The 15,301-nt window shown below is 67.2% G+C and carries 8 protein-coding genes; 4 read left to right on the forward strand and 4 right to left on the reverse strand.

Features of this window, described 5'->3' with window-relative positions:
* Nucleotides 1-1,316: NAD(P)/FAD-dependent oxidoreductase (locus tag RT424_RS04570; protein WP_313434783.1), on the forward strand; the 1,316-nt coding region annotated here is incomplete at its 5' end.
* Between the two features lie 5 nt (nt 1,317-1,321).
* Nucleotides 1,322-2,488 carry an NAD(P)/FAD-dependent oxidoreductase gene (locus tag RT424_RS04575; RefSeq protein ID WP_409521443.1) on the forward strand — a complete coding sequence of 389 codons (1,167 nt, stop codon included), beginning with the start codon at nt 1,322-1,324 and terminating at the stop codon, nt 2,486-2,488.
* A gap of 204 nt (nt 2,489-2,692) precedes the next feature.
* Here RT424_RS04575 and RT424_RS04580 read toward each other — a convergent pair whose 3' ends face one another.
* From RT424_RS04580 to RT424_RS04595, 4 genes are all read right to left on the reverse strand, one after another.
* Nucleotides 2,693-4,408, reverse strand: coding sequence for a hypothetical protein (locus tag RT424_RS04580; protein WP_313434785.1), 1,716 nt, complete (start codon nt 4,406-4,408; stop codon nt 2,693-2,695).
* A complete protein-coding gene (locus RT424_RS04585; protein WP_313434786.1) occupies nt 4,405-6,111 on the reverse strand; it encodes a molecular chaperone HscC in 1,707 nt (568 codons plus the stop codon). Before RT424_RS04585 ends, RT424_RS04580 begins: the two co-directional genes overlap by 4 nt.
* 182 nt (nt 6,112-6,293) lie before the next feature.
* Nucleotides 6,294-7,409, reverse strand: a complete 1,116-nt coding sequence (locus tag RT424_RS04590; protein ID WP_313434787.1) for a LacI family DNA-binding transcriptional regulator — start codon at nt 7,407-7,409, stop codon at nt 6,294-6,296.
* Between the two features lie 27 nt (nt 7,410-7,436).
* Nucleotides 7,437-8,801 (reverse strand): MFS transporter, encoded by a 1,365-nt coding sequence (locus RT424_RS04595; RefSeq protein ID WP_313434788.1) that lies wholly within the window; start codon nt 8,799-8,801, stop codon nt 7,437-7,439.
* A gap of 209 nt (nt 8,802-9,010) precedes the next feature.
* Between RT424_RS04595 and RT424_RS04600 the strand changes: the two genes are divergently transcribed.
* Together RT424_RS04600 and RT424_RS04605 are read left to right on the forward strand one after the other, a co-directional pair.
* The gene (locus tag RT424_RS04600; RefSeq protein WP_313434789.1) at nt 9,011-10,129 is read left to right on the forward strand and encodes a glycoside hydrolase family 68 protein; all 1,119 of its coding nucleotides are present in this window, start codon (nt 9,011-9,013) and stop codon (nt 10,127-10,129) included.
* A gap of 278 nt (nt 10,130-10,407) precedes the next feature.
* Nucleotides 10,408-15,138 (forward strand): NAD-glutamate dehydrogenase domain-containing protein, encoded by a 4,731-nt coding sequence (locus tag RT424_RS04605; protein WP_313434790.1) that lies wholly within the window; start codon nt 10,408-10,410, stop codon nt 15,136-15,138.
* Nucleotides 15,139-15,301: the final 163 nt, after the last annotated feature.

The raw sequence follows: 15,301 nt of genomic DNA on the forward strand, positions 1-15,301 counted from the left end.
TGGCAGCGCTGATCCTGGCGCAGATGGGTTTCCGGCCGATCATCGTCGAACGCGGCAAGGCCGTCCGCGAGCGCACCAAAGACACCTTCGGGCTCTGGCGGCGGTCGGTGCTGGACACCGAGAGCAACGTGCAGTTCGGAGAGGGCGGCGCGGGCACGTTCTCGGACGGCAAGCTCTACAGCCGCATCAAGGACAGCCGCCATCTCGGCCGCAAGGTTCTGACCGAGTTCGTCAAGGCCGGTGCGCCCGACGACATTCTCACCGAGGCGCACCCGCATATCGGCACGTTCCGCCTGGTGACGATGGTGATGTCGATGCGCGAGACGATCGAGCAGCTCGGCGGCGAGTACCGCTTCGGCACCCGCGTCGACGATTTCGAGGTTGAAGAGAGCGCCGACGGAGAGCGCCGGATCACTGGCCTGCACCTTTCGAACGGAGAATTCCTGCCCGCGACCCATGTCATCATGGCTGTGGGCCACTCCGCGCGCGACACCTTCGAGGTGCTGCACGATCGCGGCGTCTACATCGAGGCCAAGCCTTTCGCGATCGGCGTGCGCATCGAGCATCCGCAGAGCTGGATCGACACGGCGCGATACGGCGACAATGCGGGCAACAAGATTCTCGGCGCGGCGGCCTATTCGATCGCGCACAAGGCTTCGAACGGACGCACGGTCTACAGCTTCTGCATGTGTCCGGGCGGGCGCGTGGTGGCGGCGGCGAGCGAGCCCGGCCGAGTGGTCACCAACGGCATGAGCCAGTATTCGCGCGCCGAATTCAATGCCAATTCCGGCCTCGTGGTCGATATCGACCCGGAGACGGATTATCCCGGCGATCCGCTGGCGGGCATCGCCTTCCAGCGCAAGTTCGAGGAACTGGCCTTCAAGGCCGGCGGCGAGAACTACAAGGCGCCGGGCCAGAAGCTGGGCGACTTCCTGGCCGACCGGCCCTCGACCGAGTTCGGCGTGGTGACGCCGAGCTACCAGCCGGGCGTCCACCTGACCGAGCTCAAGCAGTGCCTGCCCGATTTCGTAGTGGATGCGATCCGCGAGGCGCTTCCGGTGTTCGGACGGCAGGTGCCTGGTTACGACCATCCCGACGTAGTGATGACCGGCGTGGAGACGCGCACTTCGTCGCCCGTGCGGATCACGCGCGGCAAGGATCTGCAAAGCCTCAACACGCGCGGCCTCTATCCGGCGGGGGAGGGGGCGGGTTATGCCGGCGGCATCCTCTCGGCAGCGGTTGACGGGATTCGCGTGGCGGAAGCGCTGGCGCTGGAGCTGGCTCCGGCAGAGCCCAAGGCCGCTGCGGGCGCGTGAGCGACATGTACGATGCCATCGTGCTTGGCGCGGGCGCGGCCGGGCTGTTCTGCGCGGCCACCGCCGGGCAGCAGGGCAAACGCGTGCTGCTGATCGATCATGCCGAACAGCCGGGCAAGAAGATCCTGATCTCCGGCGGCGGGCGCTGCAACTTCACCAATATCCACACCGCGCCCGATCGCTATCTGTCGAGCAATGGGCACTTCGCCAAGTCCGCCCTGAGCCGCTACACCCCCGCCGATTTCCTGGAGATGGTGGAGGCCTATGGCATCGCCTGGCACGAGAAGACGCTAGGCCAGCTGTTCTGCGACGGGTCCGCGAAGCAGATCGTCGCGATGCTGCTGGAGGAATGCGCCAAGGGCGGGGTCGAGGTGCACTGCGGCGATCCCCTGGGCGAGATCGGGCATGGAGACGGGCTCTACCGCGTTGCTTTCGGCGGCCAGACAGCCACCGCGCCGGCGCTGGTGATCGCCACGGGCGGTCCGTCGATCCCGAAGATGGGCGCGACCGGGCTGGCCTATGACCTTGCCCGCAAGTTCGGCCTCAAGGTAGTCCAGCCGCGTCCGGCATTGGTGCCGTTGACGCTGCCGGGGCAGGAGGCGCTGTTCCGCGACCTTTCCGGTGTTTCCACCGAGGTCGTCGCCCGATGCGGCAAGGCGGCCTTCCGCGAGGCGGCGCTGTTCACCCATCGCGGGCTGTCCGGACCGGCGATCCTGCAGGTGTCCAGCTATTGGCAGCGCGGCGAAACGGTCACCACGCAATTCCTGCCCGATCGCGCCGAAGGCTGGCTGAGGGACGCCAAGCGCGAACGCCCGCGCACGTCCTTGCGCAAGGTGCTGGGCGAGGGACTGCCTGAGCGGCTGGCCGAGGTGCTGTGCGACAAGCTGGGCCTTGTGGGTGAACTCGGCGCCCTGACCGACAAGGTGCTTGCCACTGCGGAGGCGAAACTGGCGCGCTGGCCTTTCGTTCCGGACGGGTCGGAGGGCTTTGCCAAGGCCGAAGTGACCGCGGGCGGCATCGACACCGCCGGGCTCTCGTCCAAGACGATGGAGGCGCGCAAGGTGCCGGGCCTCTACGTCATCGGCGAGGCGGCGGACGTGACCGGCTGGCTGGGCGGCTACAATTTTCAATGGGCCTGGGCGAGCGCGCGCGCGGCGGGACTGGCGATCTGACGCGGATTTCGCGTGGGTCTTCCGGCCGACGTTTCGCGCTCTTTCTCCCATAGCACATCGTCATCCTGAACTTGGTTCAGGATCCATCGCGCCGCCGAGACGGTGGGTTGTTGGGAAGAGTGGATCCTGAGCCGAAGGCCAGCGCAGCTAAACAAGTTCAGGATGACGAGTCTCGCAGCGATCGGGCACTTTCGAATAATCGCTTCACAGCGTCATCAATATCTCGCGCCGGTTCTCGCCCTTCCAGGCCAATGTCCGGTCCAGCAACGCAATCGTTACCGCGCAGCCGGCGGCATCGTCACCCTTGCCCGACATCGCCTGTTTCACGACGTCGCGCTTGAGCCGGGTGGCATCCACCACCTGATCGATAAGTCTCGCCGGCACCAGGGCCGAGCGCTCGCCATGGTCCTGCGGCTTACCCAGCTTTCCGGCTTCGGCAAGGCGGGCCGCGAAAGCGCGTTCCTGCTCCCGCAGGTCGTCCGCAACCGGGATGGTGCCATCGAGCACCCCGGTGTTGCGCACCCGGATGCAGGCCGCATCGCTCTGCAAGCGGGCCGCGTTCAGTTGCGACAGGCGCAGGCGCATCGCCGCATCCAGATCGCCGTCCGAAAGCTCCCGACCGTTGAGGAAGCTGCGACCACGCACGATCTCCACCGTCTTGCGGACGACGGCGGATTGATCCTGCCCGTTTTGCAGCAGGTTGCGGGCCTGAGCATTCAGCAGGCCGGCGAGTTCGGGCTGCTTGTCCCAGAGCCAGGAGGAATCGTGCCCCTCCCCGAACGCCTCGGGCACGGCGGCCTGCATCGCGTTCCAGGTGTCGTGCTCCAACGAGGTCTTGCCGGAGGGAGCCGCCGTCAGCATCAGCACCACACCCAGCACGACCAGGCCGAGGAGCACGAGCAGGCCCGGTGCCAGCGGATTGCCGCGCTCCCATGAAGCGACACGCTCTGGCGCGAAATGGGTTTCCAGTTCGGGGAAGTTGTTGCGGATGCCGCGCAGCAGACCCTCCACATCGGCTTGCGAAGGGCCACGCACCATCCGCAGCGGGCCGGCCTCGCCGGAGCGGACCAGCTCGTTCCAGGCTTTGTGATAACGATGCCCGGGGCGGAGCACGTTTTGCTGGAAACGATAGCCGCGAAGCCGCGCGCCCAGGAAGGCGACGCCGGGGCGGGCATCGTGCGCCGCCCATTCGCGCTCCCAGCCGAAGGCGGCGTTGGCATCTTCCAGCAGGGGCGCCGATCGCGGCCAGCCGCGTGCCAGGACTTCGGCCAGCCAGTCCTCGATCTGCTGCGCGCGGGTGATCTGGGCCTGGGCGGCATCGTCGAGGATCTTGCGCAGGGCGCGCAGGGCTTGGCGCGCCTCGGCCTCGGAGAGCGGTTCGGCGGCCTCGGCGCTTTCCGGATCGAGGAGGATGGCCAGCCGTTCCGCCGGGCTTTCTCCGGGCCTCAGGCCTAGCGCTTCGTCAGGGATGTGATTGCCGCGCAGGAACGGCGCGGTGAAGGGGTCGATCGTGGTAAGCGGAATGCCGGCCCCGCTCACGCCTTCGCGCGCAGCGGCCGCCGCCCAGGCCATGCGTTCCAGCATGGCGGGCTGGTCGGGTTCCGCCGGGCGCGTGGTAAGGTTCGCACCGCTCCATTCGCCGCGCAATTCCGGCGCGGCATAAGTCCAGCGCGGCGGCGCCTCGGGCGAAGGGCCGAATTCGGGCTCGTCCGCGCCCTCTTCGGTCTCCTCGGGATCGACGGCAGCGGCGGCCATGTTGCGGGCAAGCCGCAAGGCATGGTCGCGCGCCTGACGCAGCCTTGCGAAACCCTCGACGTCGCCATCGACGTCCATGGCCTTGAGCCGCGCGGCATAGGCCTTGCGAATGGCGGCGGCATCGGCGGTTACGCCGATGCCCAAGATCGACCAGGGCGGGCTCATAGCGGGCTGATGCTTTCCACTTCGTCCAACCGGGCAAGCAGCAGGTTGCGGGCATCGGCAATGCGACGTGGATCCTGCGTGTCGAGCGCGCCGGCGAACAGCGTGATCCAGTGGCCGATCGCTTGCCGAACATCGCCGATATGGTCTTCATAGCAGCGTTCCGCCCGGGTCATCAGGGCGACGTTGCCGGCATCCTCGCGCGGATGGAACTTGAGCTTGGCTAGCGCGGCGCGGCGGCTGTCCAGTTCCTTGCGGCCGGGGCGGTCTTCCTCGTCAACGATGACGAGATTGCGTTCCGCGCCGCTGGCCGGGACATGGATGTCGATCTCTAGCAGGCCGGAACTGTCGTAGGAAAACCGCACTTGCGCCGAGACTTCCCCCGCCGGGCGCGGCGGCACGGGGATGGCGATTTGGCCCAGCTTCACATTGCCGCGCACTTCGCGGGCCTCGCCCTGGTAGATCCCGAATTCCAGCGTCTTCTGGTTGTTGCCCAGCGTTGAATAGGTGTTCATCCGCGAGACGGGGACCGGGGTGTTGCGCTCGATCACCGGCGAGAACAGCCCACGCTGAAGGCCGCCGAAGCTGTCCTGTTCGGCCACTTCCACGCCCAGCGTGAAAGGGCAGACATCGGTAATGCGGATCTCTTCGAGTGCCGCATCCCGGCCGACCAGTGCGGCCTGCATGGCGGCGCCCAGGGCCACGGCGTGGTCTGGATGGACCGAAGCGTTGGGAAATCGGCCGAAGAGGCGGGTAATCGCCCGCCGCACCACCGGCATCCGGGTCGCCCCGCCCACCAGCACGATCTCGGAAAGTTCGGAGGCATCGATCGCGCAATCCCGCAAGGCGCGCGCCACCGGCTCTCGCAAGCGGCGCAGCAGCGGTTCGCAGGCCGTCTCGAACTCGGCCTCGGTAACGGTGATGGCGAGGCGTTCCTCTCCCAGAACGACGGCGAACTCGGCCTCTGCCGCAGCGCTCAGCGCGTGTCGGCAGGTTTCCGCGGCACGCTTCAGCAGGGCTTCGCGCCGTGCGGCAGGCAGGGCGTCCAGCCGGCCTGCGGGATCGAGGCGCGGCCTGGCCATGACGGCCAGGGCCTGGTCGAAGTCATCCCCGCCCAGCCGGTTGTCGCCCGCCGAGGCGCGGACTTCGACCACGCCGTCGAACATTTCGACCACCGAGACGTCGAAAGTGCCGCCGCCGAGATCGAACACCAGGAAAGGCTCGCGATCGCCCTTGTCCTGAAGCCCGAAGGCAAGCGCGGCGGCGGTGGGTTCGTTGATCAGGCGGCGCACCGTCAGGCCCGCCAGTTCACCGGCCCGGCGCGTGGCCTTGCGCTGGCGGTCGTTGAAATAGGCGGGCACGGTGATGACAGCCTCGGTGGGCCGCTCTCCGGTAAAGGCCTCGACATCGCCGGCCAGGGCCCCGAGCACCAGCGCGGACAAGTCCTCGGCCCCATAGTCCCTGCCGCCGAGATGGGCCTTGCTGGCGGTGCCCATCAGTCGCTTGAAGCTGGCGGCGCTGTCCTGCGGGTGCGTGGCGAGGCGATCGTGGGCGGGACGGCCGATCCAGGCCTGTCCGTCCCTGGCGATGGAGGTGGCCGAAGGCGTCAGCAGTTCGTCCAGCGCATTGGGCACGAGCACGGCTTCGCCATCGCGCCAGATCGCAACCGCACTGTTCGTGGTTCCCAGATCGATCCCGATCAGCATGCCGCCACGCCGCTCACGTCCCGGATCACTGAAAAACCCCCTCATCCTCGCACCTTGGTCATCCCCGCCGCGCGCGATTCCTGCGGCGGGAAGATCCTGACTAGAGCATTTCCCGTGCCGGTGGAAACACCTGAAGCCGAGGAAAATGCGCCGACGCAACGAGGAGGAAGGATCGAGAGGTGTCAGGCCCGCGTGGTCTGTCGCACGACCAGCCGGGGCGGCATGACCAGGCTCTGGGTGGGCAGGCCATCGATGCGGGCCTTGAGCTTTTCCACCAGCGCGCGGGCGCCCTCGGCGATCTCCTGCCGGATCGTGGTGAGCGGTGGCGTGGTCTGCGCGGCGAGCGGCAGGTCGTCGAAGCCGACGATCCGCACCTGGCCCGGTACGGCGCGGCCCTGGTCATGCAAGATGCGCAGGGCCGACATGGCGATGAGGTCCGAAGCGGCGACGATGCCGTCGATCGGCCCGTCGGACCTGAGGGCGGCATCGGCAAGGGCGCGTTCGATCTGCGGACCCATCGCTTCGTCCGCGAGTTCGACGGGAAGATGCAGGAAGGATGCGCCCGCCGCCTCTGCCGCGCCCGCCGCGCCGCGATAGCGGGAGGCGATCTCAATGCCGCCGGTCTGGCCGAGAAAGGCGATGTTCCGGGCGCCGGAGGCCAACAGGTGCTCTACCGCGATGCGACCGCCCAATTCGTTGTCGGTGCCGACCACGCAATGATTCTGGCCGCTGCGATAGTGTCCCCAGGCCACCATCGGCCGGTAGCTTTGCGATACCCGTTCGATGACGTGGAACTGATCGGACTGGCCGATGACGATGATGCCATCGACCATGCAGGATCCGCTGATCCGTTCCAGCCAGTCGGTAGTGCCGTCCGGAATGGCGCGGCTGAGCATGACGTCGTAGCCGCTTTCGGTCAGTTCGTCGGCAAGATGGCCCAGCAGCGTGAGGAAAAACGGGTCGGAGATGTGCTGGCGCTTCTCGTGGCCGAGCGGGATGACCACGCCGATGACGCCGGTTCGGCCGGTACGCAGCTTGCTGGCCATCTGGTTGGGCTTGAAGCCGTGGTGCCGGGCGAGTGCCTGGATGCGATCGCGCGTCTCGGCATTGACCAGCGCCTTGCCGGCCAGTGCGCGGGAAACCGTTCCCGCCGAAACCCCGGCCAGCCGCGCCAGGTCTGCCAGCGTGCGAACATGTTGCCGCGCGCTGTCCGATACCGGCTGTCCGTCTAAGGGCTGGCCTTCCGCGGCCTGACCCTCAAGGGCCATGTCCAGCGTCTGATCGTCGTTCCCCGCCATCCAATCTCCATTGTTTCCGGCCAGTTATCAGTTCGAATCCCGTGGCGGGGGCGGGTGGTCTGCTTGAAATTCCTGCGTTCCGCGCTGCGGCTTGCGCGGGCCAGCGACAAGAAGCGTCGCGCCCGCGCCGGCCAGCATGAGGAAACCCGCCAGGACCAGCGCATTGCGCGGATCGGAAGCGAGCAGCGATTTATAGATCAACGGCATCGCCACCGTCTCGATCAACATGGGGATCACGATTAAAATATTGAAAAGGCCAACGTAGACCCCGGTGCGGTCGGGAGGGATCGCCTCGACCAGGATGGCGTAGGGATTTCCCATCATTCCCGCCCATCCAAGGCCCAGCCCGAGCATCAGCGGCGCCGTGGCCGCCAGGGAATTCGTATGGGGAATCAGCAGCATGGCGCAGCCGGAAGCGGCGAGGCAGGCCATGTGCACCCATGCGGCGCCGAATCGGTGGACGATCGGAATCAGGCCCAGCGCCGCCACGAAGGCGATCGCATTGTAGAGCGCGCCGAGCTGCTGCGTCGCCAGCACCGCGGCGCGGTAGGCCGGAGTCGCGGGATCGGTGGTGCCGAACAGCGAACGCGCGAGAGCGTCCGTGGCGAACTGCCAATAGACGAACATCGCGAACCACTGGCAGAACATCGACGGCACCAGCCGCCGCATCGGCTCTGGCATGGTCCGCAGCGCAGCGCCGATTTCCCGCACCAGCGGGTGCAGGGCGAGGGGCTTTGCGGCGATGGCCGCGCGTTCCGGTTCCGATAGCGGCAGTTCCGGTACGCGCAGCAGCGACCAGGCCACGGTCGAAAGCGAGAGTACCGCGCCGATCGCGAAAGCCACGCGGACGATCGCCGGAATGCCGTTGCCATCAAGAAGTTCGCGGTCGATCGTTGCCGCCAGCAGCGAGGGTGCAAGGTAGGACAGCGTCTGGGCCAAGCCGGTGAAGGCGCTCTGGGTCAGGAAGCCGGTCGCGCGCTGCCGGGGGGACAGGCGATCGGCCACATAGGCACGGTAGGGTTCCATGGTGACGTTGTTGCCGGCGTCCAGCAGCCAGAGCAGCGATGCGGCCACCCACAGCGCCGGGGAATAGGGCATGGCCAGCAGGCAGAGCGAGCAGATCACCGCGCCGGCCAGGAAATAGGGCGTTCTTCGGCCGAGTCGCCCGCCAGTGCGGTCGCTCATCGCGCCGACGAGGGGCTGCACGATGAGGCCGGTCATCGGCCCCGCCAGCCAGAGCAGCGGCAGCATGGCTTCGGAGGCGCCGAGCGTGCGGTAGATCGGGCTCATGTTCGCCTGCTGCAGGCCGAAGCTGAACTGCAACCCGAAGAAGCCGAGGTTCATTTCGCAGATGCGCAGCAACGACAGCTTGGGCCTTGCACCGGGGATCATCTCGGTCTCCTCCGCCATGAGGGGTGCCAAGTTTCTACCCCGAAACCCGCCCGCTTCAATCCGGCGATGTACCGTCTTCGCGGTGCTTTCCGGTTCCTGCTGCGATTTCCTAGGTTTAATTGCGGAATTGACGAAATGTGACCGATACCCTGCAATCCATTGCCCGTTTCCGACGCTTCGGGCTCCCCTGATTGGAGAGGTATGCGCGCTTGACCGAAACCGATCTGAAGCTTGGCACGCTGCATTGGAGGGCTGCCGATCTGGCGCTTCTGAAAGGGGCGGCGTTCGATCGCGCACCCGTAATCGCGGCGCAGGACGTGCGGCGGGTGGCCCCAAACCTTGACGTATGGGACGCCTGGCCCTTGGCCGATATCGACGGCAAGCCGGTGCGCTGGCGCAGCGGCGAACTGTGGTTCGCGCTCGCCGCGCCGGCCTTCACCGATCCCGAAGGGCGGCACGACCATGCCCGGATCCACCACTTCCATCGCAAGGATGGACGGTTCACGGCGCTTGGCCCGGTCTTTGCGGAAGGGGTCACGCCGGGCAGTCGCGAATGGTCGGGGTCGGCCACGGTCGAGGGCGGTATTGCGACTTTGCGCTTCACGGCCGCCGGAGAGCGGGGCGAAGCGGTGCCCTCGTTCCGGCAGCGCCTCTTCGCCAGCAGGGCGGCTTTGCACGAAGGCGAGCAAGCATTCGGACCGTGGTCGGAACCGGAGGAAATCCTTATCCCTGCCGGGTTCCACTATATGACGCGGCACGAAGGGCAGGGCAGAGCGGGCAGCATCAAGGCTTTCCGCGACCCGTGCATGGTCCGGACGAACGCTGAGGATTTCCTGCTGTTCACGGCATCCTCGGCGGCCTCTGGCAAGGCGCACAACGGCGTGGTGGGCCTTGCTCGGCGGCAAGAGCAGGGCTTCGCCGAACGGCCTCCGCTGATCGACGCCACCGGCGTGAACAACGAACTGGAGCGGCCGCATATCGTGCGGCATCGAGGGCTGAGCTATCTGTTCTGGTCCACTCAGGCGAGCGTCTTCGCACCGGGCATCACCGCGCCGACCGGCCTCTATGGCGCCGTTGCCAGCGGCATCGGTTCGCCATGGCGGTTGTTGAACGGCCATGGACTGGTGCTGGCCAATCCGGTTGAGGCGCCGTGGCAGGCCTATAGCTGGTGGGTCATGCCCGATCTCCAGGTCGCCAGCTTCATCGACTATCGAGGCAGCCCCGCCAGGAACAAGAGCGCCAAGCCGCGCAATCGCGATCGCTTCGGAGGGACTTTCGCGCCATTCCTCCGCCTCCATCTGGACGGTGCAACGGCGCGCCTTGCCTGATCAGAACCCGTGCGAACGGAGGATTTTTCTAGCCCGCCCTCAACATGCAAATTATTCAATTTCGCACATTTAAACGAATGTTGCGCAACAGGGAAATCCCGTTACAACCCTTGCGATGCCGATGAGAGGCCGGTCGTATCGGATCGCGCCGCCGTCATGATCATGGCCGAAAGGTTGGACATGCGGTGGATGCAGGATCGCTAGACCGGACCTATATCGTCGTCTGGCAGCAGGCGCCCTGCGACGCCTTGCCTGCCGTAGATTTGCGGGAGAATGCAATGAGCGCAGACGATCTGACCGCCGCCCCCAAGGCTCGTTCCAAGCCGAACCGGAAGGTGTCCGCGCTGCAGCCGGCCATCGTCGCGCGCATCCGAGATTCGCTGCTGCCCGGTGACGCGCCGGACGAAGGGGCCTGGGTAGAGGAGGCCGCTTCGGTCGTGCTCGATGTTGCCGCGCATCGGGAACCCGGCATCCCGGTCATCGATATTGCGTCGGTGAACGAGGAGCGCCGCTACCTTCGTATCGCCATCGTCAACGACGATATGCCGTTCCTGGTGGATTCGGTTGCCGCCGTGATTGCCGAAGCCGGCCTGGTGATCGACCGCCTGGCGCACCCGGTGGTCCGCGTCGAGCGCGATGCGGCGGGCAACATCATCGCTCTTCCGGAAGACGCCTCCGCGACGGCCCGCCGCGAATCGATCATCTACATCGAGACGGATCGCGCCGACGCACGCCAGCGTCGCGACCTTCAGGCCGCGCTGGAAACCACGCTGGCCGACGTGCGCGTGGCCGTGGCAGACTGGCCCAGGATGGTCGAGGCGATGGACACCGATGCCGACCGCATCGACGATGTGGAAGGTGCCGATCTGCTGCGCTGGTTCGCAGGCGGCATGCTGACGCAGCTCGGCCATGTCACCCGCCACCGCGACGGCACCCACGTCGACCTGCTGGGCATCTGCAAGCGCGACGCGCGCGACCTGCTTTCCGACGCCAGCTACGAGCGGGCTTTCGAGGCATTCGAAGCCCAGCTTGCCGCCGGACAGGTGCGGGCGCCGATGGTCATCAAGGCCAACGTCATTTCCCGCGTCCATCGCCGGGTTCCGCTTGATCTGTTCCTTATCCCCGTGATCGAGGGCGGGCGGGTTGCCGCGCTTTCGGTCCACGCCGGCATGTGGACAAGCGCCGCCCTGGCCGTCGCGCCCGACCGGGTTCCCCGCCTGCGCCGGCTGCTTGCGGGGCTTGCCGGAAAGTTGGGCTTCGATCCGGGCGGCCATACCGGCAAGGCGCTGGCCCATGCCATGACCAGCCTGCCGCATGATCTCGTGCTCGGTTTCGCCGAGGCCGACGTCGAGCGTCTGGCGACGACGATGACCGCACTGATCGATCGGCCGCGCCCGCGCCTGGTGGTCACCACTTCGCCGCTGTCGCGCCACCTCTTCGCTTTCGTCTGGATCGCGCGCGACACGCTGTCGACGCAGATGCGCAAGCGTATCCAGACCATGATCGAGGAAGCCGCGCAGGCACCCACCCTCGACTGGTCGCTCAGCGTCGAGGCGGGCAACCTCGCGATGCTGCGCTACACGCTCGACATCCGCGAAGGCGCGCAGGTGCTCGACGAGGAAGCGCTCGACCACCGCTTGCAGGTCATGCTGCGCGGCTGGGGCGAGGCCGTCGAGGCCGCTCTGGCGCAGTCGCTCGAACCGGGCCGCGCCGCCGCCATCGCCACGCGCTATGCCGAAGCCTTCCCGATCTCCTACCGTAGCGATTCCGGACCGGCCGAGGCGGCGATCGACATCGCGCATATGCGCGGTCTGGTCGTCGGCGATGCGGGCACCGAAGCGCGTGGCAGCCGCGGCGTGCGACTCTACCGGAACGATGCGGGCGAGGCTCACCAGCTTCACCTCAAGATCTACCAGGCCGAAGGCAGCCTCCCGCTGTCGGACGCCGTCCCCGCGCTGGAGAACTTCGGCTTCCGCGTCCTGGCGGAAATGCCGACCGCGCTGGACAAGGGCCGCATCGGCACGATCCACGACTTCACCCTGGCCCTGCCGACCGGCGGCGATGCGCGCGAATCGCTCAAGCTCGCGCCGATGATCGAGGACGCCCTGGCGGGTGTGCTCAACAACCAAGGCGAGAACGATCCCTTCAACCGCCTCGTCCCCGGCCTGGGCCTCTCCAAGCGCGAGGCGAACTGGCTGCGCGCCTGGTATCGCTACTTGCGCCAGGCGGGCATGCACTTCGGCATCGGCACCGTGGTCGATGCCCTGCTCGGCGCGCCGGCGGTGACGCTGGGCATCGTCGATCTGTTCCGCGCCATCCACGATCCCGCCTTCAAGGGCGACCGGGCACAGGCCAAGGCGCAGGCACAGGAAGCGATCCGCGCCGGTCTGGCCGAGGTCAGCGCGATCAACGACGACCGCGTGCTGCGCGCTTTCCGCGACGTGGTGACGGCGATGCTGCGCACCAACGCCTTCGCGCCCGCCGGCGAAACAGCGCTGGCCTTCAAGTTCGATTCGGCGCTCGTTCCCGGCCTGCCCAAGCCGCTGCCCTGGCGCGAGATTTTCGTCTATTCGCGCCGCGTGGAAGGCATCCACTTGCGCGCGGGCCCGGTCGCGCGCGGGGGCCTGCGCTGGTCGGACCGCCGCGACGACTATCGCACCGAAATCCTGGGCCTGATGAAGGCCCAGCGCGTGAAGAATGCGGTGATCGTGCCGACCGGGGCCAAGGGCGGCTTCTACCCCAAGCAGCTTCCCGACCCCGCGCTCGACCGTGCGGGCTGGGCGGCCGAGGGGCAGGCGAGCTACGAAATCTTTATCGGCACGCTGCTGTCGATCACCGACAACATCGTGGCCGACAAGGTAGTCCACCCCGATGCGGTGGTGATCCTGGACGGTGAAGACCCCTACTTCGTGGTCGCCGCCGACAAGGGCACGGCCAAGTTCTCCGATGTCGCCAACGGCATTGCCGAGGCCCGCGAATTCTGGCTGGACGACGCTTTCGCCAGCGGCGGCTCCAACGGCTACGACCACAAGGCCATGGGCATCACCGCGCGCGGCGCCTGGCTTTCGGTGCAACGCCACTTCCTGGAAATGGGCGTGGATGTGCAGAACGACCCGGTCCGCGTGATCGGCTGCGGCGACATGTCGGGCGACGTGTTCGGCAACGGCATGCTGCTCTCGAAGTCGTTGAAGCTGGTGGCCGCTTTCGACCATCGCCATATCTTCCTCGATCCCGATCCCGACGCAGCGAAAAGCTGGGCCGAGCGCAAGCGCATGTTCGACCTGCCGCATTCGAGCTGGGACGATTACGACAAGAGCCTGATCTCGCAGGGCGGCGGCGTGTTCTCGCGCAAGTCCAAGTCGATCGCGCTGACCGACGAAGTGCGCGCCGCTCTCGGCATCGAGGCGACCGAGCTGGACCCGGAATCGCTGATCTCCGCGATCCTCTGGGCGCCTGTGGACTTGCTCTGGTTCGGCGGCATCGGCACTTACGTGAAGTCGTCGGCGGAAAACAACGCGACCGTGGGCGATCCGGCGAACGATGACCTGCGCGTCAGCGCCAACGAACTGCGCGTCCGCGTCATCGGGGAAGGCGCCAACCTGGGCGTTACCCAAGCCGCGCGCATCGAATTCGCCTCTCGCGGCGGACGCATCAACACCGACTTCATCGACAACTCGGCGGGCGTCGACTGCTCGGACAACGAGGTCAACATCAAGATCGCGCTGGCCGCCGCCAAGCGGGCCGACCGGCTCACCGAGGATGAGCGCGTCGAACTGCTGCGCGAGATGACCGACGAAGTGGCCGAACTGGTGCTGGAGGACAACCGCCTCCAGGCCCTGGCGCTTTCCATCGCCGAACGTGGCGGCGCGGCGGCCATGCCCTCGCACGTCCGCCTGATCGAGACGCTGGAGGAAGGTGGCAACCTCGACCGCAAGACCGAAGGCCTGGCCGACAACGAATCGCTGAGCCGCCGGGCGCAGGACGGACGCGGATTGACCCGCCCGGAACTGGCGGTGCTGCTGTCCAGCGGCAAGCTGGTGCTCCAGGCCGCGATCGAGGTATCCGACCTGGCCGCAGACGCCACGCTCCAGCCGATGCTGCTCGCGGCCTTCCCGCAGCCGATGCAGGCGAAGTACGCCCGCTTCATCGAAGGGCACCGTCTGGCGGGCGAGATCATCGCCACCAAGCTGGCGAACCGCATCGTCAACCGCCTGGGCATCGTCCATCCCTTCGAACTGGCCGAGGAAGAAGGCGCGGATCTGGCGCATGTTGCGTCGGCCTTCGCACTGGCCGTGCAGCTTTTCGATCTCGATGCGCTGTGGGAGCGGCTCGAAGTCGCACCCATGAGCGAGGACGCGCGCATCGCGCTGTTCGACCGCACGGCGGGCGTCGTGCGCGGGCACATGGCCGACCTGCTGCGCGCCGGGGCCGGGCAGGCGGCGCCTTCCGAAGTGCTGGCCCGCATCGGCAAGCCGGTGGCGGCGCTTTCGATCGACACCCATGAGCTGCTGGGCGAGCGCATCGCCGCGCACTCGCGCAAGTTGCGCGCCGGGCTGCTCGAATTCGGCGCGCCCGAGGCTGAGGCCGCCATGGTCGCCAACCTCTACGACCTCGACGGCGCGGTGGGCATCGCCGCGCTTGCGGCCGATACGGGGATCGATCCGCGCCAGTTGGTGGGAGCATTCACCCGCATCGGCGCCGGCCTCGGGCTCGACTGGGCCCAGGCCAGCGCGACGATCATGAATCCCTCCGATCCTTGGGAGCGCCTGCTCGTCGCCGGTCTTGCCCGCGACTTCCAGCAGATGCGGCTGGACTTCCTCAAGCGCCTCGCCGCTTCGAAGTCGGGCAAGTCGGACCCGGCGGCCGCGGCCGAGGAATGGGGCCGCGCGCATATCGCCGCGATCCAGACCTTCCGCTCCATGGTCCAGCGCGCGGAAAACACCGCGCCGCTGAGCCCGGCGATGCTCGCGCAAATCGCCAGCATGGCGCGGAACCTGCTCGGGCGGTAAAGGGAAGGGTGGAGCAGGGGGGTACCACCCCTGCACCCCGTATCCCGGCGCTTCAGGGCGCTACTTCCGCTTGAGAACCAACGTCATCCTGAACTCGTTTCAGGATCCATCTCGCCGCCGAAACCGCCGGTTATTGGGAGAAATGGATCCTGAAACGAGTTCA

Origin of the sequence: Novosphingobium sp. (assembly GCF_032093395.1) — a bacterium.
In the GTDB taxonomy this organism is placed as follows: Bacteria; Pseudomonadota; Alphaproteobacteria; order Sphingomonadales; family Sphingomonadaceae; genus Novosphingobium.

Coding starts and splice junctions, on each gene's coding strand:
- RT424_RS04575 (WP_409521443.1), top strand. CDS start 1,322: ATGTACGATGCCATCGTGCTTGGCGCGGGCGCGGCCGGGCTGTTCTGC.
- RT424_RS04580 (WP_313434785.1), bottom strand. CDS start 4,408: ATGAGCCCGCCCTGGTCGATCTTGGGCATCGGCGTAACCGCCGATGCC.
- RT424_RS04585 (WP_313434786.1), bottom strand. CDS start 6,111: ATGCTGATCGGGATCGATCTGGGAACCACGAACAGTGCGGTTGCGATC.
- RT424_RS04590 (WP_313434787.1), bottom strand. CDS start 7,409: ATGGCGGGGAACGACGATCAGACGCTGGACATGGCCCTTGAGGGTCAG.
- RT424_RS04595 (WP_313434788.1), bottom strand. CDS start 8,801: ATGATCCCCGGTGCAAGGCCCAAGCTGTCGTTGCTGCGCATCTGCGAA.
- RT424_RS04605 (WP_313434790.1), top strand. CDS start 10,408: ATGAGCGCAGACGATCTGACCGCCGCCCCCAAGGCTCGTTCCAAGCCG.